Raw genomic sequence first — 20,810 nt, 5'->3', positions numbered from 1 at the left:
ATATTAGTAAGTAATGGGGTGATTACGTGGTAAAAAAGACAGCACCCATGCCACCAACTGAGTAAGCCACTTAACAAGCCTACTCAGCGGAAAAGGTAAATATTTAGCTAAGTGCTGATAGCCCGACACACTTAGTAAGACAACATCAATAAAACTTTGCATCGGCCGGTCAAGTGAAAAATCACGATTATGGGTTAACCAAGCATCCGCTCGAGCAAAGGTACACTGCACAAAATCAATTTGCTGTTGCTTGCTCAGGGTTTTAAAATGAATACCAACACTCTCATCTATGCTGCGACTCACACGACCTGGGAAGCTAAATTGTCGTGCACCGCGCACCAAGATCAAATCAACGAGGGCACCCACCTTAAGCAATGCCGTATCAGCCAGTTTTACTCCCACCCCTGCATCTGAATAATCAGTTAAGGTGCCGCTATACATGTAGCCATCTGTATCAATCAGATCGACAGGCAAATTGGTGGTAATTCGGTGACTATGTCGAGTTTGTCGCACTTCCGCAGCCACACCAACAGCGGCACCTAACACAATTAAGTTATACGCAACCCACAGCATGGTAATGATGACGGTGGCGTGTTCATCCACGGGGCCGCTCCACAGCCGCCAAATACCAAAAGCCACTCCTAAAAAATTAAGCAGCGCTAAGAGCACATAAGGCTTGGCCATCTTCCAGTCAAAATATTCATGCTCAATCAAACCGCCTTTTTCTGTCACATTAAACTGACCTTTATTAGGCGAAAAGAGTGCAACAGTGGTTGGCCTTGCGATATACCAAGACAAAACAGTTTCATAGATTTCACCCCAAAAGGTGCGTCTATATGCTCCCTGAGTGGCAGAGTTGGTTATGCTGGCATGGATCATATGTGGCAGCACATAAAGCATAATGGCGATTGCTGGTGCGTAAATAATATAGGAGTGGAACAATAAGAAAGCCAGTGGTGCAGTTAAATAAATAATACGCGGTATGCCTGCAAGAAAATGCATCATCGCATTGACGTAACACAAGCGCTGGAATAGGTTTAAGCCCTTGCCAAGCATGGGATTATCCGTGCGGAAAATTTGCGCCATGCCGCGCGCCCAGCGAATACGTTGTCCAATGTGTGCTGAAAGGCTTTCTGTGGCTAAACCCGCCGCCATCGGAATTCGTAGATACGCGGAATTATAGCCTGCACGATGCAAACGCAAAGCGGTATGGGCATCTTCAGTGACAGTTTCTACCGCAAAACCACCAATCGACTCAACCGCACTACGCTTTAAGACTGCACAAGAGCCACAAAAGAACGCCGCATTCCACAAGTCATTACCGTCTTGAATCAAGCCATAAAAAAGCGCATTTTCATTGGGCTGTTTACCGTAGTGATCAAGGTTACGCTCAAACGGATCAGCGGAGAAAAAGTGATGCGGTGTCTGCACCAATGCTAATTTTTCATCACGCAAAAACCAGCCAACGGTTAATTGTAAAAAAGAACGACTAGGGACATGATCGCAATCAAAAATGGCCACAAGATCAGCCTCTGTTTGCTGCAAAGCATTGTTCAGGTTGCCAGCCTTTGCATGGCGATTACCCGTTCGTACGATATAACCAATGCCCGCTTCCTCAGCAAACTCACGCAGGGCATCACGGCGACCATCATCAAGTAGATGAATGCGTAACTTATCTGCCGGCCAATCCATACCCAGCGCAGCATACACAGTCGGCTTGATAACACTGAGGTCTTCATTATAGGTAGGAATCATCAAGTCAACCGTTGGCCAGAGCGCTCGGTCTGCAGGTAATGGGGCAACTTTACGATCTAGTGGCCAGGCCGTTTGAATATAACTCATGACCAAAACAACCCAAGAATACGTCTCGGCAGCCAACAAAATGAGCCCAAAGAGCAGGTCGACATTGCTATTCCAGTTTAAAGTGGAAGTATAACGCCACCAAATATAGCGCGCCGATACCGTCAGAGATAATACAATCAATAATAAAGTTGGAAAACGTCCGGGGATGCGCCGCACCAGCATTGCTGCTCCCCAAAGCAGCACTACAAAGATGAATTGGGCCAAGAGACTAAACGGCTGTGTTACCAAAAGCACGGCTAAACACATCAGCACCGCAACAAACACATAAAAAATCGCCTTTTTGAGCCGGCTTTTTGCGATATGCTGCATTAAGTGGCGCGGATTCGCAAAAGCATGACGTAATGGGCTCTGCGCTACTGCAGGTTTAATCCCTCGTGCTAAAAAGCGCCCCAGATAACGACGCCAGCGCAATATTCTCGACCTTGTTTTTTTTAAATAGGCAACATACCAAACTGTTTGCGCTGTAGGGATGCGCACAAACACTAACCATATCACCTGCAGGGTATAGCGCAGCGGATCTGCAGGCTGATAGGGCCGCTGCGTCAAGTGTTTAAACCAAGGCTGATAGCGCTGCCAAAGTTGTTGCCATGCTTGATCTTCTAGGCGTAAAAACATATAAGCCAACATTTTCACACAAACAAATAAAGCCGCTGTTATCGACCCCATCTGCTGCCCTCGGGCATTTCGGTATTGCTGGCTGAGCTCAGGCAATTTATGACGCTGAATCATCAAGCAGCACCGCGCTGCACTAAACACCAGGTTGCTAAACTTAATACATCTTGCGCACTCGAAGAGTCAGGAAAGTAGCTTGTCGCTGGCATTTTATGCGCAAAAGCTTCTTGCACATGTAAATCTTGACGCACACTGATTGGCACCAAATGCTTTGCATAGCGTATATTCCAGTCCAATAAAACCGTATCACTTAAACGCTGCTTAACATCTAGTTGATTAACAACTATTTTTGTCTTTTCTGCTAAATGATGCTGTCCTAATAAGATATGACTGGCCATATCCGCATGAGTGACTAATAAATGTAAGTCACTGCTCTGGTGCAAACGGGCATGCTGTCCGCGCGTATCTGCTGCGTCAAAAATCACCCATGAACAGCCTGTAGCAGCACTTAATTTTTCATTAAGCCATAACGCTGGCGCACTGATGGGCGTATCCATATGCACGCCCAGCGCTGTTAAGCCATGACGCCCATAGGGTAAGACATAAAAATTATCTTTAACTTGATACGTCTGCCGCTCCCAGCCACTGCCATTGGCTTCAGCCAGCGCCCAGCCCTGCTTGTCAGCATAAGGGAGCCTCTGAAAATCTCAGCTTATTATTGAGCTTTTCAGAAAATGACTCGAAAACTCAAAAAAACAGCTAAAAAAGGCCGTTTTCGAGGTAAAACCACCTCTTTTAGCCCTTAATTCGCCGTTTTGGCGGATTAAGGGCGCACTAACCCTAAGCCAGCAAGTATTTTCTGCTGATCATGAGGTTCGTTAGTCCTGCTAGCAGGCATAAACGGTTATGGTTTTTATCAAGCCCTTTGTAACGGACTTTGTTATAGCCAAATACGCACTTGATGTAGCGAAACGGATGCTCAACTTTAGCGCGTAGCTTGGCTTTCATTTTTTCAATTTCCTGCTCATTTTCGGTCATGGTTTTACGCTTACTGATTCGAGCACTGATCAGCCAGGCAAGATTTTTGCGCTCTTTGTTTTCCCTGCGTTTTTCAACACCTAGGTATCCAGCATCACCAAATACACGCTTTTCTTCGCCATGTAGAAGGCTTGCAGTCATGGTTACGTCGTGCACATTGGCAGCCGTACTTTCCACGCTATGAATCATACCTGTGACATCATCCACGCCGATATGCATCTTCATGCCAAAGTGCCATTGGTTGCCTTTCTTGCTGGAATGCATTTCTGGGTCGCGCTTGCGGCTTTGATTTTTCGTTGAGCTCGGTGCGGAAATAATGCTGGCATCCACAATGGTGCCTTCGCGAAACAGCAAGCCTTGATGCTGCAAGTGCTTGTTAATTTCCTTCAGAAATAGCTTGCCCAGCCCATGCTTTTCAAGGAAGTGACGGAAGTTTAAAATCGTTGTTTCATCAGGAATATTGTCTGACAAACGCAATCCTGCAAAGCGGCGTATTGATTCAATTTCATACAGCGAATCTTCCAGAGCAGGATCGCTAAGGTTGTAGAACAACTGCAAGCAATGCACACGCAGCATCACACTGAGCGGATAAGGGGACGCCCCATTTCACCTTTTGGGTAATGCTTAGCGGCGCGATTCTCCAAGCGCTTCCAAGGAATAATGGCATCCATTTTTTCCAAGAAAATCTCACGACGCGTCTTACGCTTTTTGTTCTGGTACTCTGCTTCGGCAAAGGTCAGTTGGCTCATGATTCGGCTCACTGGGCAAAAAAAAGGTCGATGCGGCTATTATCGCAAAAAGTGGGGAGTTATTCAGAGGCTCCTAAGGTATATTAAAATACAGGCGTAAAAGATCACTGGGGTTTAAATCAATCAGTAATACTGACTCCCCCATTAGACTCAGTGCATCAGCAAGCATTGCAGCAATACTAGTTGCTCCCACTCCCCCGCGCAGCCCAACTACAGTTACTTGCATATAACGCCTCTTGCACCCTCTAAAATCAACACTTAAAAATAGCTCTTAGTCATTTTAATCTTTGCTCCATGTATCCCACTCAGCAAGTAAAGGCCATTCACCTAAAGAGGCTTCCCAAGCTTGTATCGAAGCAATATCTACATAATTAAAAGAATCCATTTTAAGCTGCTTTTTGAGCAGCTCAACATCATCAGATAAAGCCAAACTAGTCTTATTAAAAGCTGAGATTGCATGTTTCTTATCGTGCATACTTAACCCAATCACGTTCGCCTAAGCGCAGATAAGGAACACCTTGATAATTCATCATGACTGTTCCACTATTTTCCGAAATAGCTTGAGTCTCTGGTAAGTCAGATATCAGTGTTCGCCACTCAACTTGCGGCTGGTCAAACACATCTCTTTTGATCACTCTAGAAATGAGTTCAGATAATGCTAAATAACTGGTCGGCGTACTAATTTGAAGAGTCGTCTCAGGAGCAATTGCCTGCGTACCAATAAAACGAACGCCAACCGGCACGTGGGTAATGTCGGACGTAGGTATTTCACGCATACCAGGTATTTGCATACGGTCACCTTCCAATGCAGCACCATGCTCTGGCACAAAAACCACCATCACTTGGCGATCGCTGGCTGCTAACACATCCATAAAAGCATCCAAGTCATCCAGTAATGTTTTTGCCCGCTTAGCATAAGGTGATGAACGACTACCGCCGTCCAATGTTGCTTCACGATTACCGTCGTGCAAGCTAATCGTATTGTATAAAAGTGCGGCTGATGATGTGTTTTGCTGTAGCCGATCAGTCCACCATAACTTTAAAGCATCATAATCCCCCCAAATAGGGCTGCCATCAAACGCCTTAAGTTTAGGTTTAATATTGCTAGGAATCATTGGTGGTGACGCAAAGCCAGCCAAGCTTAATTCATCAATAAAGCCTTCAAACTCACCGGTATGGTTAAGTGCTGCGTTGCCAGTAAAGCCAAACTGTTTTAAGTTATCAAAGAGATGGCACTGTCGATCTGCTGGCTGGTACAAAGCTTCATGAGCAGTCTGCCCGCAGCTGGCGCGCATCAAGCGTAAAACAGCAGGCCCGCTATAGGAGGTGGCAGAATTAAAGTTATCAAAGATAATATCCATTTTTGCAAATAATGGATGCTGCGTGAGCTGACTGACCTCTAGGTCAGTCCATGCCAGTGAGCAAATATTTAACAGCAACACATCAAATGGCGCAGCATCAGCGAGCGGCAATGCAAACTCAGTCATTCGACTTTGTTCTGCCGTATAAAACCGTTCAAGCTCTTCATTGAGCAGGCTATTAAGATCGCTACCTTGCAAACTCGCAGCTTGCGGATTGTCAGTAACGATATTTAACCGCTGCGTCACTGTATTTGCGGTATCAGCCCATAATAATCGCGGCACACCTGGAACACTAGGTAATACCGCTAGCAGTAAAGCCAGCAGCGTCCAGGCCGTCATTCGTAACCACTGTGTCAGAAACAGATAAACAACTATAAAAATAAAGCCGATACCCAATAACTGCCAATTAATAAAGCGCAGAGCCAGCTCTAACATATACGCATTTGAAAACTTCAATATGTCAGGCTGTTCAAGTAAACGACTAAATGGTGGCAACCAACTATCGTAATACAGCAATGCAATAGCAGCAGGTAAAGCGAATAAACCCCGTGTTATATGCAGTTTTTTAAACTTTACAGGTAAGAGTAGAAAGGCTGCTAATAACAGATTATAAAAAACATCAAAACCAATAAAATCGGCCCAATATAATGCTATTTTCGCTAGAAAGTAAAAATTCCACAGACCGAAGCCTCGCCATAAATCGCTGCGCTGTAATTCAATCTCAGCTTTAATATCAGTCACCACTATCAGTCTCTTTTTTCAAGCCAGAAATATCCCGACGACGTACAGCATGCGCTTGTAAATACCGCGCTGGTAATATTCGAATTGACAGCCATCGCCATACTCTTTTGCAGAGCAAGGTCACTATGCAGCCACAAAACACACCTATTAGAAAAAGCCCCACTTGTATTATCCTAGAATTCTGATTGGGTTTGGCTGCGTAAGTTTAAGGGCTTAAGCTGCGGCTTAAACAAAATAGACGTACGCCGATCGTGTTTCTCGCTACGCTGCGTAGGGTGAACTGCTAAGCAATTTTCTCTCACCTGCTCTAGCGTAGAGTTAGCTTGTGTTTTGTTTAGTATCTGCATCCGCCTAACATGATCTTCAATACTGACATGCTCTGTGTGCACTTGGTGCTCTGATACTATGTCTTGCATCGGCAAAGAAAACACACGCTGCAAAGCAATCTCAATAAAGTCCTGATGGCAGCCAAACAAAAACAAATGCATAACTCCATTTGCTGCACAAGCCACGTCACCTTGACGGTCTATTCTTAACTGCCCCATCAACTGCTCAACACTCAGCGCAGGAGCTGGGCGCATTGCAACTAAAACACCACCTGCATCTACAGCAGAAGCGTTCATTAAGACACGCTTTAAATAGGCAGTGAACTCCGGCACTGAGACAATCCCTTTGATATCATCAGGCGCTTTTATTTTAGCAATAGCAGATTCCAAGTTGTGTGTTAAAGGCTGATTACTCTGTTGATTTTTTAAGTTTTCCAATATACCGAAGAATCGTGCTAAATGTGTATCAGCAGAGACCACTGTAGCGGCACCGCACTGCAGCAATAATTGCACTTCTTGATTGCGCAGCACTTGCTTCATTTCACGCACCACTATACTTATAGATAGCCCTCTCTGCTGGCGCAGCTTGTATAATGTTCGAGCCAAGGATTCAAGTTCATTATTCTCAGACAATGCAAATACAAAGGTGCCGCGCACAACTATTTGCGCCGCATCAACCAGCCCTTGCCAATCTTCAGCAATACGCCATTTTTCTGCCATAAAGACAGGAGCACCTTCTAATACACTGCGCTGTAAAAACACTTCACCTAACGCTTTTTTCACTGGCAACGCAGCAGTTTTTAACAGCTCATATCCGATATTTTTATCTTGCAAAAAAAACTGCTGGGCAGCCTGTACACCTAAGTTGTTGACCCAGTAATCAAGCTGATAAATATAACCATTTTCTTGCGTCTTTAAATGCCCGAGGCCCGATAAAAAAACACTTTCAGCGATTAGTGGCAGGCTCATATACTGAGCTTGCTCGCCATATGCCAAAATTAACAAAATACAACCATTACCTTCACACCAATCGCGCCAATTTTTAAGCACAATATGAGTGTTTTTTTCTAGAAAGCTAAGCGACTCTATTGGCAGCAAGCATACGATCAAGCGCTTACTAGGTTTGAGTCTTCGATCCAATTGCTTAGTCAGCTGCACTACAGCCTTTGGCATCTCACCTCGTAAAGAATAGCTACGTAATTCAGCCGGCCCTTGATCTTCTTTAAGAGCAGAAATAATCACAGGAATTTTGTCGCTGCCAACCACTACCGCACGGTTGTTAAAGTCTAAAGCGGCCAAGGTTTGCGTAGCAAAACGCAAAGCATTGACATGAGTATCCATACTCAGCCAATAGACTGAGCCAAATCGCATTTGCTGGTATTCTTGAAGACAGCCTGTTATGCCTATCGAAGGCACCATAAACTCACGCGCACTACCGTGACGAGTATTCATAATTTGCCAATAATTTAAAAACCAAGGAGCCGCTGACTAAATCGTAATCTCTAGTAAGCGCAGAGGCCTATGTTATTGATTTCACTAGATACCGGCATACGTACAAATGATAAAACTAGGTTTATACAGTATTTCCCTAACAATCTAATATTTTCATGAAATCAGCAGAACTTAAGCAGTTTTAATTACAGCTTTACAAACAAAGATAGACTCATTAAGCAGCCTCTATTATATAAAGCCACTCTTCTAAATATTCATCATGCATAACTGCTTAAATATACAAGCACATAGCTATTACGTCAATAAATCATACAGCCATTTAATTGGCGTCAATATTTTATACAATCTATCTTAATAGCACAGTTATACACGATACAGCCAGACACCGCCTGCATAACTTACATTGCCATTTATTTCAAATTCGGTCAGTAAAGTTAGCACCTCTGGCAATGGCAATTCACTGAGCTCAACCAGTTCATCAATATTCAACGGCTGTGCTTTTAACAAGTCAAGCAACGGATGCTGAAGCGGAAGTGACTGCTGTATGGCTTTTTCCTCAGGCAGCCCTGTCAGTTGCCAGCCTCGCAGCGACTGCAAAATATCATCAACCGTTTCAATCAAGGTTGCACCATCACGAATCAGTTGGTGACATCCGCGCGCGCCTGGCGAATGGATAGAACCAGGAATCGCATACACCTCGCGGCCCTGCTCGGCAGCTAAGCGTGCGGTAATTAGCGAGCCGCTCGAAGGGCTGGCTTCCACCACCAACACGCCTAATGCAAGACCGCTAATAATACGGTTACGCCGCGGAAAGTGGCTGGCATGCGGCGCACTGTCTAGCGTCAACTCTGATACCAGCGCACCACCCTGCTCAACAAGAGTGCGCGCTAAACCACGATGCCGCGCTGGGTAGACTCGATTGAGCCCCGTACCCACCACGGCAATCGTTGCACCTTGCACATCTAGAGCACCCTGGTGGGCTGCCGCATCAACCCCAAGCGCTAAGCCACTGGTCACGGCAAAGCCACCTCTGGCCAAACTGCGCGCAAAACGCTGCGCCGTATCTAAACCGGGGCGTGTTGCTTGCCTACTGCCAACAATAGCGATTTGTGGCTGCTCCAAAACAGCAGGATCACCTTGCACAAAGAGCAATGGCGGCGCGCCGGTGGTCTCTTTCAACAAGGCTGGGTACTCAGGCATATCATGCAACAGCACATGCTGCTGCGTTTGCTCCGCCCAACGCAGCGCCAGCAACGCTTGCTCGCGCACGGTGGCGCAGCGCCGCGCATCAATACTGCTTTGCGGCATAGCAATTGCCCGCCACGCGGCGGCCGGCGCACTCAAGGCTGAACTGGCAGAGCCAAATACTTTAATTAATGCGTAGAATCGTTGTGGACCGATATCAGGAAGGCTATGTAAGCGCAAGCGCGCTTCAAGCTCTGCGGGTGAGCACTGCGTCATATCAACATCCTTATTACGAGCGAATGACGTCCTGCCATTCGTGCTGTTCAGTGTAGTAATCAAGCGCTAAAAAGCAAAAAAGCGCCCTAATTAAGGACGCTTTTGCTTTGCTACAGGTAGCACAGAGTCAGACTAAGGGTTTTTTACTTTATCCAAAACCGCTAACTGACGGCTGGCATACAGCACTAAACCATAGCTGAGCTTATCGTAGGTACGAAACACCATCAGTAAACCAGAGCGCTCATCTGGAATTTTCACCGAGTCACCACCAATACGATCGCGGACTGTTTCACCGGTTTTGTACACGGCTAAAACGTTGCCTTCAACGAGGCCATCGCGCGTACCTTTGTTAATGGTAACCACATCAAACTGACCAATTTGCGACACACCGCGTGGCACATCCAAGATCACGCCATCAATGGCTTCTTTAGGCTCACTCGGTGAGAACGTTGAGTTGATGGCACGCTCTTCAGTTGCAAACAAACGATCAGCAATACGCACTTCTTGGGTGGTGCGGGTTAACATCATGGTGCCAATTTCACCTTCAATGGCAACAATCTCACCACCACCAATATCATCAGCGTTAATGCCGAGAAATTCTTCAGTCACTGGATCAATATAGGTACGGCCTTGGCGGAAGATGCCATAAATGGCATTATCTTCAACAGCACCACGCACGTAAATGCGATCGCCTGCACCGCTGACCACGCGCTCAGCGTTACCAGCAACAACATACGGACCTGAAGCAAACTCTTCGGGTGTATTGACGATGCGATTGCTCAATAGGAAGCTATTAATGGCTTCTAAAGGAATCGTGGGGATGGCCTCAGCCATTGGCGTACTGCGGACTTTAGGGGACAACTTAATTGTGCCACGACTCGCACCTCGGTTTAACATGATGCGCGGCTGCCCATCAATGTATACTAGGTTTAAGCGATCACCTGGATAAATCAAGTGCGGATTAGCAACCTGTGGGTTAGCATGCCAAATTTCAGGCCATTTCCATGGCTTAGTTAGAAATCTACCGGAAATATCCCATAACGTATCGCCTTTAACGACAGTATAGGTGTCAGGGTGACCATCTTTTAACTGTACTTGAGCTTGTACTGTGGCAGTAGCAAGTAGTAACAGAGCAAGTAATGTTTTCCTCATGCGGTGAATCCCTTTATCATATGTCGACAGTGGAACGCCTAATGACAATTCCAGAACCCTATTTTGGCTTTACAGCCATTTCTTTATTATGCTGCGTGTCATAGTAGCAGTGCTTTCTAAATTTATTCCATAAGTACATCACAAACGCATATGGCAATTTTAAATATTCTTGAATATCCCGATCCTCGACTACGCACAATAGCTAAACCTGTGACGCAGGTCGATGATAAAATTCGCACCCTGATCGACGACATGTTAGAAACCATGTACGACGCTCCGGGTATTGGCTTAGCCGCAACTCAGGTTGACCAACATATTCGCTTGGTGGTTATGGATCTATCAGAAGATAAGTCTGCACCGCAAGTGTTTATTAATCCTGAGTTCGAAGTACTGACTGATGAAACCGACCTCTATCAAGAGGGGTGTTTATCGGTGCCCGGCTTTTTCGAAGATGTGCAACGCCCACAGCGGGTTAAAATCAATGCGCTCGACCGCGATGGCAAACCCTTTGAGCTGATAGCTGATGGTTTATTAGCGGTCTGCATTCAGCATGAGTGCGACCACTTGAACGGTAAGCTCTTTGTTGATTATTTATCATCACTGAAACGTGATCGCATTAAGAAAAAGCTTGAAAAAATTCATCGCCAGCAAAAAAATTAAACGTTTCCAAGTTTTAGCTGCGCACTGATATTCCTTCTGTTTTAGCAAGGTAATTGTATGTCTTCGTCTCTACGGATTGTGTTTGCCGGTACACCTGAGTTTGCTGCTAGGCATTTACAAGCATTACTCAATAGCGAACACAACATTGTAGCGGTGTATACACAGCCGGACCGTCCGGCTGGCCGCGGTCAAAAACTCACGCCCAGTGCAGTTAAGCAGCTCGCGCTTGCGCATGACATTCCTGTACTGCAACCGCAAAACCTGCGCAGTGCTGAAGCGCAGCAAGAGCTGGCTGACTTTAATGCTGATCTGATGGTGGTGGTAGCCTACGGTTTAATTCTGCCACAAGCCATTTTGGACACTCCACGCTTAGGCTGTATCAATAGCCATGCCTCACTGCTACCGCGCTGGCGCGGTGCCGCACCGATTCAGCGCGCGATTGAAGCGGGCGATAGCGAAACAGGCATTACCGTTATGCAAATGGAGGCAGGGTTAGACACCGGCCCCATGCTACTAAAAGTGAGCACGCCAATTTTAACCACTGATACGGGCGGCAGCTTGCATGATCGGTTAGCCACGCTGGGTCCTGATGCAGTATTACAAGCCATCCAAGGCTTAATTGATGGCAGCATAACCGCTGAAAAGCAGCTCGATGGTTTAGCCACATATGCGCACAAACTTAACAAGCAAGCTGCTCTGATTGACTGGCAGCGCCCTGCCACCGCTTTGGACTGTCAAATCCGCGCTATGCACCCATCACCTATTTGCCATACGCTCTTAGCCGGTGAAACCCTAAAAATTCATGCGGCCCTGCCTGCGCAAGGCCAAGGCCAGCCCGGTGAAATCCTCAGTGCTGAGCGCCAAGGTTTATTAGTGGCCTGTGGCGAGCAAGCGCTGCGTCTGACTCATCTGCAATTACCTAACGGCAAAGCTTTGGCCTTTAGTGATTTGCTTAACAGTAAAAAAGAGCTGTTTGTGCCGGGTCAGGTATTGGGTTTATGAACCCTCGCCTCGCCGCAGCACGCGCACTGGCTGCAGTGCTTGCGGGCAAAGCCTCGTTAGCCAGCAGCTTACCAACACAACTAGAACGCGTTAGCGATCGCGACAAAGGCTTAGTGCAAGAGTTGGCCTTTGGTACAGCACGCTGGCAACCGCGCTTATCTGCTTTAGCCGCGGCACTGCTCAGTAAACCGTTTCGCAAAGCCGATCAGGACATTGAGGCGCTGTTGTTAATTGGTTTATACCAGTTGCTCTACACCCGTATTCCAGCGCACGCAGCCATTGCAGAAACCGTTGGCTGTGCCACTGCGCTAAAAAAACCTTGGGCCAAAGGTTTACTCAACGCGGTGTTACGGCGTGCGCAACGCGAAGCCGAAACGCTACTTCCAACACTGGAAAAAGATCCTGTGGTGCTGACGGCGCACCCGCGCTGGCTGCAAAAATCACTTAAAGCTTTTTGGCCAGATGATTGGCTCGCCATTTGCGAGGCCAATAACAGCCACCCGCCCTTTACCCTGCGTGTTAATCAACGCGTCTCTAGCCGAGCAGCGTATTTAGCCAAATTAACTGAAGCGGGTATTGCTGGGCAAGTGACACCCTTCAGCGCAGACGGCATCACCTTAGCCACGCCTTGTGATGTCACCGCGCTACCTGGTTTTACTGACGGTGCGGTCAGTGTGCAGGATGAAGCAGCGCAACTGGCAGCTGACTTATTGATGCTCGAACCTGAGCAGCGGGTGCTGGATGCCTGCTGCGCACCCGGTGGAAAAACCTGTCATATTTTAGAAAGCCAGACAGACTTGCGCGAGGTCGTGGCGATTGATTTGGAGCCGCAGCGCTTAGAACGGGTTAAAGAAAACCTAGCGCGCTTAAAATTAAACGCCACTCTTCTTGCTGGAGATGCCCGCGCCACAGATCAGTGGTGGGATGGCCAGCAGTTCCAACGTATTTTGCTCGATGCACCTTGCTCAGCAACTGGAGTGATTCGTCGTCACCCAGATATTAAACTTACCCGTCAAGCCGACGACATCGCCGCGCTCGCACAACTGCAAGGCGAGCTGCTGGATGCCTTATGGCCGACACTGGCAGAAAACGGTATCTTGCTGTACGCCACTTGCTCTACATTACCGACCGAGAACAGTGAAGTGATTGCGGCTTTTTTACAGCGCACTGACGATGCACAAGAGTTGCCGTTCAGCGCAATATTTGGCAAAGCACAAGCACACGGTCGTCAATTGCTTGCGCAAGTCGGTGGTCATGATGGTTTTTACTATGCCCGCCTGAGCAAACAAGCGCCAACACAGAGTATTTGAGGACACCCTATGAAAATTATTATTCTCGGCGCTGGGCAGGTTGGCGGTACACTTGCAGAGCACTTGGCTAGCGAAGCCAATGATATTACCGTGGTCGACACTGACTCGGAACGTTTGCGTGATCTAGGCGACCGCTTAGATATTCGCACGGTGCTAGGACATTGCTCTTTTCCAACTATTTTGCGCCAAGCCGGTGCTGACCACGCCGACATGCTGGTGGCCGTCACCAATAGTGATGAAACCAATATGGTTGCCTGCCAAGTCGCGCATACGCTGTTTCGTACACCTACAAAAATTGCCCGCGTACGCGAATCAGCCTATCTAACCCGTACTGAGCTGTTTGATAATGACGCCATCCCGATTGATGTCTTGATCAGCCCAGAACAAGCTGTCACTAACCATATTAAACGCTTAATTGAGTACCCAGGTGCACTGCAGGTACTGGATTTTGCTGAAGGCAAAGCACAATTAGTGTGTGTGCGCGCCCACTATGGCGGGCCACTGATTGGCCAAGAACTACGCCAATTACGCGCACATATGCCCAATGTTAACGCCCGCGTTGCTGCTATTTTCCGTCGTGATCGGCCTATATCCCCACTGGCGATACCATTATCGAGGTGGATGACGAGGTGTTTTTCATTGCTGCACGCACACACATTCGTGCAGTGATGAGTGAATTGCGACGCATGGAGGACAGCTACCGCAAAGTCATTATTGCCGGCGGTGGACAGATTGGTGAACGTCTGGCTGAGGCGATTGAAAGCCGCTATCAAGTTAAAATTATTGAGATTAATCCAGCGCGTTGTCGCTATCTATCAGACAGTTTAGACACCACTGTAGTGCTACACGGCAGTGCCTCTGACCGTGACCTATTGGTAGAAGAAAACATCGACGAAACTGATATTTTCTTAGCGCTGACCAATGACGATGAAGCCAACATCATGGCATCCTTGCTAGCAAAACGCTTGGGCGCACGTAAAGTGATGGCGATTATTAATAACCCTGCCTACGCAGATTTAGTGCAAGGCGGCGCGATTGATATTGCTATCAGCCCGCAATTAGCAACCCTCAGCACCTTACTAACGCATGTACGCCGTGGCGATATTGTCAGCGTTCACTCGCTGCGGCGCGGTGCTGCGGAAGCGATTGAAGTGATTGCCCATGGTGATCGTAAATCCAGTAAAGTCATTGGCCGCAAGGTGAGCGAAATTAATTTGCCGCCAGCGACCACCATTGGTGCGATTATTCGTAATGACGAAGTGTTAATCGGTAGCAAAGATATTGTTATTCAGCCTGATGATCATTTTATTTTATTTATGGTTGATAAAAAATACATCCGTGATGTGGAGCGCTTGTTCCAGCCCGGCTTAACCTTCTTTTAACCTATACCTTAGACACCCATTAACGAGTAGCCTGCATGCACTTTGCCGCGATTGGTCGAATTCTTGGCGTTTTACTGATGCTGTTTAGCCTCAGCCATGTCCCTCCATTGTTGATTGCTTTGTATGATGGCGGCGGCTCCAGCTCAAGCTTTCTTTGGGCCTTTGCCATCACGGTATTAACTGGGCTGTTTATTTGGCTGCCAGTACGCAGCGCGCGCGCTGAATTGCGGGTACGCGATGGCTATTTAATTACCGCTCTATTCTGGATCGTACTGGGCACCTTCGGGGCCATTCCTTTTCTGCTCTCGCCCAGTCCCGATATGGGCATCAGCGAATCGCTGTTTGAGGCTTTTTCTGGGTTAAGCACCACCGGCGCCACAGTGCTGACCGGAATTGATCAATTGCCGCGCTCTATTCTCTATTATCGTCAGCAACTGCAATGGCTCGGCGGCATGGGGATCGTGGTGCTGGCTGTCGCCATTATGCCGATGCTTGGCGTGGGTGGTATGCAGCTGTATCGCACAGAAATGCCAGGCCCACTGAAAGACAATAAACTGTCACCACGCATTGCTGACACAGCAAAAACATTATGGCTGATTTATTGCGCGCTAACTTTGCTCTGCGCTCTGGCCTATTGGGCTGCGGGCATGAACCTCTTTGATGCCATTGGTCACAGCTTCTCAACCGTTGCCATTGGTGGTTTTTCCACCCATGACGCCAGTATTGGTTACTTTGATAGCTCTCTGATTGAAATGATCTGTATCTTCTTCATGGTTATTTCAGGGATGAACTTTGCTTTGCACTTTTTAGCCTTGCGCAGCCGTTCACTTAAAGCCTATTTAACTGATCCAGAGTGTCAAACCTATCTGAAGATTTTGGCCGCCGTGATTGTCGTTGCGACCGTTGTCTTGGTCATCTATAACCACTATGACAATCCATTACTGTCATTACGCTACGCCGCTTTCCAAGTGGTATCAGTAGCGACCACCACAGGTTTTGGCATCACTGACTTCAGTCTCTGGCCGAGTTTTTTGCCATTTTTATTGCTGTACACCACCTTTATTGGTGCCTGTGCCGGCTCCACTGGTGGTGGCATGAAGGTGATGCGCGTAATGCTCCTGTATCGCCAAGGCCAGCGTGAGATTCAGCGCCTGTTACACCCTAACGGTGTGTTTACCATTAAGCTGGGTAAGCGCAAAGTGCCTGACCGTGTGATTGAATCAGTCTGGGGCTTTTGTGTGGTATATATGGTGACGTTCTTTACCATGATGCTGGCGTTGCTGGCCTGCGAACTGGACCCGATCACTGCCTTCTCAGCATTAGCGTCGTGCATGAATAACCTCGGCCCCGCGCTGGGTGACGCTACCGCACACTATGGCAGCCTACCCGATGCCGCACACCTGATTCTCAGTTTGGCCATGATTCTCGGGCGCCTTGAAGTGTTCTCCTTGCTGATTCTATTATCACCAGCCTTTTGGCGTTACTAAAGTGCAACGCTGCTCAGGCCTGATACCTGAGTAGCGCCCAGCTACAGGCTTATTGCGTTTGCGCCAGATACTCATCCTTCAAACGCACGTAATTGGCAGCAGTATAGGTAAAGTAGGTCATTTCTTGCTCAGTCAGCGCGCGCACTCGCTGTGCTGGACGGCCCACATATAAATAACCTCTGGTGAGATGTTTACCCGGCGGCACTAAACTGCCTGCACCCAGCACCACATCATCGTCGATACGTGCGCCATCCATAACGATCGACGCCATACCAATCAACACCCGTGAGCCAATGCTGCAACCATGTAGCAAGGCCTGATGACCAATAGTGACATCGTCACCAATTGTCAGCGGATAACCTTCGGGTTATACGGCCCCGCATGGGTGATATGCAACACACTGCCATCTTGCACGCTACTGCGCGCACCAATGCGAATCCGGTGCATATCACCACGAATCACCGCCTGCGGCCACACCGAACAATCATCAGCTAACTGCACATCACCAATCACCACTGCACTGGGGTCAATAAATACCCGACTTCCACACTGTGGTAATATTTGGTTATAGATTCTAATCGACACAATAGAAACCTTAGGCCGCGTAGGCACTGATTTGTATTAAGATAGACACATGATTGGCCCGATACAGGCCATCCCTTTTTTGTATTTACAGGTATTCCCGTGACTGATCAAGACAATCCTCTGCTGCAAGATTTCGACCTACCCACCTATTCTGTTATTCGGCCTGAGCATGTTGAGCCGGCCATCGATACGATTTTAGCTGATAGCCGTGCGGCCATTGAGCATTTATTAAGCACACAAGAGCAACCCACATGGGACAGCTTGGTGCTACCGATGGACGAACTCGGCGCGCGCCTAGGCGAAGCTTGGAGCCCAGTCAGTCACCTCAACGCTGTCTGCAACAGCCCAGAGCTGCGCGTTGCCTATGCCTGCCTGCCTAAACTGTCTGAATTCTGGACTGAGCTTGGGCAAAATCGCGCCCTGTTTGATGCCTATCAAGCGCTGGCCAATAGCCCTGCCCGCTGAGCAGTTTTCAGTTGCGCAGAAAACTATTTTAGAACATGAGCTGCGCGATTTTCGTTTATCGGGTATTGATCTCGAGCCGGCTAAACAAAAGCGCTATGGTGAGATTCAAATGCGCCTCTCGGATCTATCCAGCAGCTTTTCTAATAACGTGCTGGATGCCACCCAAGCCTGGACCAAGCATATTACTGACGAGCAGGCCTTAGCTGGTTTAACCGATTCTGCTAAAGAACAAATGGCTCAAGCCGCGCAAGATAAAGAACTGGATGGCTGGTTAATTACCCTTGAGTTCCCCAGCTATTATGCTGTGATGACTTACGCTGACGACCGCAACCTGCGCGAAGAGGTCTACCGTGCCTACAGCACGCGCGCCTCTGATCAAGGCCCCAATGCAGGTCAACTGGATAACTCACCGGTGATGGCTGAGATCCTTGATTTACGCCTAGAGCTGGCGCAGTTACTGGACTTTAAGAACTACAGCGAGCTGTCACTGAGCACCAAAATGGCTGAATCAACCGAGCAAGTCTTAACCTTCTTGCACGATTTAGCCGAGCGTAGCAAACCTTCTGCTGAGCAAGATCTAACTGAGCTGCGCGCCTTTGCTGCAGAGCATAATGTCAGTGATTTAAACAGCTGGGATGTGGGTTACTTCAGCGAAAAATTGCGTGAACACGCGCTATGACATCAGTGAAGAAGAACTGCGTGCTTACTTCCCCATCGATAAAGTTCTCAGCGGCCTGTTTGCCATTGTTGAACAACTATACGGCATTAAAATCACTGAGCTGAGCGACTTTGATAGCTGGCATCCAGATGTGCGCCTGTTTGAAATCACTGAAGATGGCAAGCATGTGGGACGCTTCTTCTTTGACCTGTACGCCCGCTCACACAAGCGTGGCGGCGCATGGATGGATGGCTCACGTGACAAATTCCGCGCTTCATGCGGGACTCTGGTTAACCCAATTGCTTACCTGGTATGCAACTTCACTCCAGCCAGCCAAGGCAAACCTGCGCTGCTAACCCATGATGAAGTCACTACCTTATTCCACGAATTTGGCCATGGCCTGCACCATTTGCTGACCCGCATTGAGTTTGCTGGTGCATCTGGGATCAACGGTGTTGTTGCTTGGGATGCGGTCGAGCTACCCAGCCAATTTATGGAAAACTGGTGCTGGGAGCCGGAAGGCTTGGCTCTGATTTCTGGGCACTACGAAACACACGAGGTTTTGCCTAAAGTACTTTTAGATAAAATGCTTGCCGCGCGCAACTTCCAGTCCGGCTTGATGATGTTGCGCCAGCTGGAGTTTTCCCTGTTCGACTTTGAATTGCATAGCAGCCATGGTGATGGCCGCAGCGTATTGGATGTTCTCAACGCAGTGCGTGAGCAAGTGGCAGTGATGACACCACCGAGCTGGAACCGTTTTGCCAACAGCTTTGCGCATATTTTTGCTGGTGGCTACGCTGCCGGTTATTACAGCTACAAGTGGGCCGAAGTGCTATCAGCTGATGCGTTCTCACGTTTTGAAGAAGAGGGTGTGCTCAACCCAGACACAGGCCGTGCGTTTCGTGATGCCATCCTCGCTAAAGGTGGCTCACAATCACCCATGCAACTGTTTATCGAATTTCGCGGACGCGAGCCGAGCATTGATGCGTTACTGCGTCACAGCGGCCTGAGCGACCCTCACGCGGCATAACAGAAGAGGTCATCATGACTACGCCAAGTAATACGCCAGAGACTGAAACTAAAAAACGCTTTATCGCCGGTGCGGTATGTCCAGCCTGTCAGGTGATGGATGGCATTCGCATGTGGGATGTAGATGATGTACCCACCGCGATTGTGTGCACTGTGGATACAGCGATACTCTGAATGCCGATGGCAATTCCATTCCCAATGAATTACCGACGCGAGTGAATGTCAGCGCCTTACAAAAGCCCAAAGAGGCGAAAAGCCAAACGCTGCAGTTTTTCCCTAATCCTAAGTTGAAAAAAACAAAATAGTTTTATCCCAGCAATAAAAAACGGCCCGCAGGCCGTTTTTTATTGTCTGAGTATCAGTTGCTTACTTTAGCAAATGGCTCTGGACGTGGTGTCTCAGGTGTGGACGGTGGCAGCATTGGAATAACAAAACTTGGCTGGTCACCAGTTAGGCTTTTCATAAATGCTGTGATCTGACTGATCTGATCTTTTTCAAGTTTACGTCCCAGCTGTAAACGTGCCATCACATCAACTGCATCATCTAAATTCCAATACGCGCCATCATGGAAGTAGGGGTAGGTTAATTCTACGTTACGCAGCGTTGGTACTTTAAACTTAAAGCGGTCTAAATCATTACCGGTTAAGCCAGCAACACCTTCTGCCGGGTTATTGGTCACATACTCTTCAAATAAACCCATTTTCTGGAAAGAGTTACCGCCGACTGCTGGACCGTTATGGCACGCAGTACAGCCAATTTCTTTAAATAACTTATAACCTGCTTTGGCATCAGCAGTCAGTGCATCTTCATCGCCTTTGAGCCACTGATCAAAAGGGGCATTTGGCGTTACTAAGGTTTCTTCAAACTCAGCAATAGCATCTGTTACTTCATTGATAGTAATTTTATCAACGTTGTACACATCTTTAAACGACTGCACATACTGTGGAATCGAGGCTAAAACACCCACCGCTAAATTATGGGTAAAGCCCATTTCCATTGGATTTTCAATGGGCCACCGGCCTGTTCTTGCAGGTCAGCAGCACGGCCATCCCAGAACTGCGCTAAGTTTAAGCTGGAGTTCAAAACGGTTGGCGAGTTGATCGGACCTTCTTGCCAATTGTGACCAATCGAGGTTGGCAAGTTATCACTGCCACCCATGCTCAAGTTATGGCACGAGTTGCAAGAAATAAAACCAGACTTCGATAAACGCGGGTCAAAAAACAACTGCTTACCCAACTCAACCTTTGCCTGATCAGTCACCACATAGGCCTCAATCGGTTGAATCGGCTCGTTCGTTTGTGGCGCAGCCAGTACGCCAACACTCATGCTCACAGAGAGCGCTAATACAGATAATCTAAGCATCAGGTTATTCCTCGATGGTATTGAATATTTTTCTTGCAACTATCATGCTTGATAGCTGTCAGACGAAAGTTGATCCTAGTCAAAAAAGTGTGCGTCACTTCTCACTAAATATAAC

Annotated in this window: 13 protein-coding genes and 6 pseudogenes; 7 read left to right on the top strand and 12 right to left on the bottom strand. The window is 47.8% G+C overall.

Features of this window, described 5'->3' with window-relative positions:
* Positions 1-3: 3 nt before the first annotated feature.
* The 9 genes and pseudogenes from bcsA to FXF61_RS00050 all read right to left on the bottom strand — a co-directional run bounded on the left by bcsA (position 4) and on the right by FXF61_RS00050 (position 10,755).
* A complete protein-coding gene (bcsA, locus tag FXF61_RS00090; protein WP_151183351.1) occupies positions 4-2,592 on the bottom strand; it encodes a UDP-forming cellulose synthase catalytic subunit in 2,589 nt (862 codons plus the stop codon).
* Positions 2,592-3,158, bottom strand: a pseudogene (locus tag FXF61_RS00085) (cellulose synthase operon protein YhjQ/BcsQ); the annotation flags it as partial. The pseudogene FXF61_RS00085 and the gene bcsA, both read right to left, overlap by 1 nt.
* Positions 3,159-3,315: 157 nt before the next feature.
* Positions 3,316-4,262 (bottom strand): IS5 family transposase gene (locus FXF61_RS00080; protein ID WP_151183349.1). Its coding sequence is split into 2 segments (ribosomal slippage): positions 3,316-4,109 and positions 4,109-4,262, totalling 948 coding nucleotides; the frame shifts between segments, so codons are not numbered across the junction.
* 73 nt (positions 4,263-4,335) lie between these two features.
* Positions 4,336-4,488, bottom strand: a complete 153-nt coding sequence (locus FXF61_RS00075; protein ID WP_151183348.1) for a cellulose synthase operon protein YhjQ/BcsQ — start codon at positions 4,486-4,488, stop codon at positions 4,336-4,338.
* A gap of 54 nt (positions 4,489-4,542) precedes the next feature.
* Positions 4,543-4,737 (bottom strand): BcsR/BcsP family cellulose biosynthesis protein, encoded by a 195-nt coding sequence (gene bcsR, locus FXF61_RS00070; protein ID WP_151183347.1) that lies wholly within the window; start codon positions 4,735-4,737, stop codon positions 4,543-4,545.
* Positions 4,727-6,364 carry a cellulose biosynthesis protein BcsG gene (bcsG, locus tag FXF61_RS00065; protein WP_256663457.1) on the bottom strand — a complete coding sequence of 546 codons (1,638 nt, stop codon included), beginning with the start codon at positions 6,362-6,364 and terminating at the stop codon, positions 4,727-4,729. The genes bcsR and bcsG overlap by 11 nt, the downstream gene beginning before the upstream one ends.
* 173 nt (positions 6,365-6,537) lie before the next feature.
* Complete coding sequence (locus FXF61_RS00060) at positions 6,538-8,142, bottom strand: BcsE family c-di-GMP-binding protein (RefSeq protein ID WP_151183346.1); 1,605 nt, start codon at positions 8,140-8,142, stop codon at positions 6,538-6,540.
* Between the two features lie 363 nt (positions 8,143-8,505).
* Positions 8,506-9,603 (bottom strand): DNA-processing protein DprA, encoded by a 1,098-nt coding sequence (gene dprA, locus FXF61_RS00055; RefSeq protein WP_151183345.1) that lies wholly within the window; start codon positions 9,601-9,603, stop codon positions 8,506-8,508.
* 132 nt (positions 9,604-9,735) lie between these two features.
* Positions 9,736-10,755 carry a LysM peptidoglycan-binding domain-containing protein gene (locus tag FXF61_RS00050; RefSeq protein ID WP_151183344.1) on the bottom strand — a complete coding sequence of 340 codons (1,020 nt, stop codon included), beginning with the start codon at positions 10,753-10,755 and terminating at the stop codon, positions 9,736-9,738.
* Positions 10,756-10,905: 150 nt separating this feature from the next.
* On the opposite strand from FXF61_RS00050, the gene def reads away from it, so the two are divergent.
* From def to FXF61_RS00025, 5 genes and pseudogenes are all read left to right on the top strand, one after another.
* Complete coding sequence (gene def / locus FXF61_RS00045) at positions 10,906-11,415, top strand: peptide deformylase (RefSeq protein ID WP_151183343.1); 510 nt, start codon at positions 10,906-10,908, stop codon at positions 11,413-11,415.
* Positions 11,416-11,472: 57 nt separating this feature from the next.
* The gene (gene fmt, locus FXF61_RS00040) at positions 11,473-12,417 is read left to right on the top strand and encodes a methionyl-tRNA formyltransferase (RefSeq protein WP_151183342.1); all 945 of its coding nucleotides are present in this window, start codon (positions 11,473-11,475) and stop codon (positions 12,415-12,417) included.
* Positions 12,414-13,727 (top strand): 16S rRNA (cytosine(967)-C(5))-methyltransferase RsmB, encoded by a 1,314-nt coding sequence (gene rsmB / locus FXF61_RS00035; RefSeq protein WP_151183341.1) that lies wholly within the window; start codon positions 12,414-12,416, stop codon positions 13,725-13,727. Before fmt ends, rsmB begins: the two co-directional genes overlap by 4 nt.
* Positions 13,728-13,736: 9 nt before the next feature.
* Positions 13,737-15,109: pseudogene (gene trkA / locus FXF61_RS00030) on the top strand (Trk system potassium transporter TrkA).
* Positions 15,110-15,144: 35 nt separating this feature from the next.
* Positions 15,145-16,596: a TrkH family potassium uptake protein gene (locus FXF61_RS00025; protein ID WP_151183340.1), complete on the top strand. Its 1,452-nt coding sequence runs from the start codon at positions 15,145-15,147 to the stop codon at positions 16,594-16,596.
* A 49-nt stretch (positions 16,597-16,645) separates the two neighbouring features.
* Here the strand turns inward: FXF61_RS00025 and FXF61_RS00020 are convergent.
* Positions 16,646-17,181, bottom strand: a pseudogene (locus tag FXF61_RS00020) (gamma carbonic anhydrase family protein).
* A gap of 99 nt (positions 17,182-17,280) precedes the next feature.
* On the opposite strand from FXF61_RS00020, the pseudogene prlC reads away from it, so the two are divergent.
* Together prlC and FXF61_RS00010 are read left to right on the top strand one after the other, a co-directional pair.
* A pseudogene (gene prlC, locus FXF61_RS00015) lies at positions 17,281-19,334 on the top strand (oligopeptidase A).
* Positions 19,335-19,348: 14 nt separating this feature from the next.
* Positions 19,349-19,638: pseudogene (locus FXF61_RS00010) on the top strand (YheV family putative zinc ribbon protein).
* A gap of 53 nt (positions 19,639-19,691) precedes the next feature.
* Here FXF61_RS00010 and FXF61_RS15215 read toward each other — a convergent pair.
* Entirely contained in the window at positions 19,692-20,090 is a 399-nt protein-coding gene (locus tag FXF61_RS15215) for a cytochrome-c peroxidase (protein ID WP_306108670.1), read from the bottom strand.
* Between the two features lie 108 nt (positions 20,091-20,198).
* Positions 20,199-20,659 (bottom strand): annotated as a pseudogene (locus FXF61_RS15210) (cytochrome-c peroxidase); the annotation flags it as partial.
* Positions 20,660-20,810 lie beyond the last annotated feature (151 nt).

The organism is Pseudomonas sp. C27(2019), assembly GCF_008807395.1.
In the GTDB taxonomy this organism is placed as follows: Bacteria; Pseudomonadota; Gammaproteobacteria; order Pseudomonadales; family Pseudomonadaceae; genus Denitrificimonas.
This window is presented reverse-complemented; position numbering and strand designations above follow the sequence as displayed.

What these genes read in the sequence shown, in the direction of transcription:
- bcsA (WP_151183351.1), bottom strand. Translation starts at nt 2,592, where the DNA reads ATGATTCAGCGTCATAAATTGCCTGAGCTCAGCCAGCAATACCGAAAT.
- FXF61_RS00075 (WP_151183348.1), bottom strand. Translation starts at nt 4,488, where the DNA reads ATGCAAGTAACTGTAGTTGGGCTGCGCGGGGGAGTGGGAGCAACTAGT.
- bcsR (WP_151183347.1), bottom strand. Translation starts at nt 4,737, where the DNA reads ATGCACGATAAGAAACATGCAATCTCAGCTTTTAATAAGACTAGTTTG.
- FXF61_RS00060 (WP_151183346.1), bottom strand. Translation starts at nt 8,142, where the DNA reads ATGAATACTCGTCACGGTAGTGCGCGTGAGTTTATGGTGCCTTCGATA.
- dprA (WP_151183345.1), bottom strand. Translation starts at nt 9,603, where the DNA reads ATGACGCAGTGCTCACCCGCAGAGCTTGAAGCGCGCTTGCGCTTACAT.
- FXF61_RS00050 (WP_151183344.1), bottom strand. Translation starts at nt 10,755, where the DNA reads ATGAGGAAAACATTACTTGCTCTGTTACTACTTGCTACTGCCACAGTA.
- def (WP_151183343.1), top strand. Translation starts at nt 10,906, where the DNA reads ATGGCAATTTTAAATATTCTTGAATATCCCGATCCTCGACTACGCACA.
- fmt (WP_151183342.1), top strand. Translation starts at nt 11,473, where the DNA reads ATGTCTTCGTCTCTACGGATTGTGTTTGCCGGTACACCTGAGTTTGCT.
- rsmB (WP_151183341.1), top strand. Translation starts at nt 12,414, where the DNA reads ATGAACCCTCGCCTCGCCGCAGCACGCGCACTGGCTGCAGTGCTTGCG.
- FXF61_RS00025 (WP_151183340.1), top strand. Translation starts at nt 15,145, where the DNA reads ATGCACTTTGCCGCGATTGGTCGAATTCTTGGCGTTTTACTGATGCTG.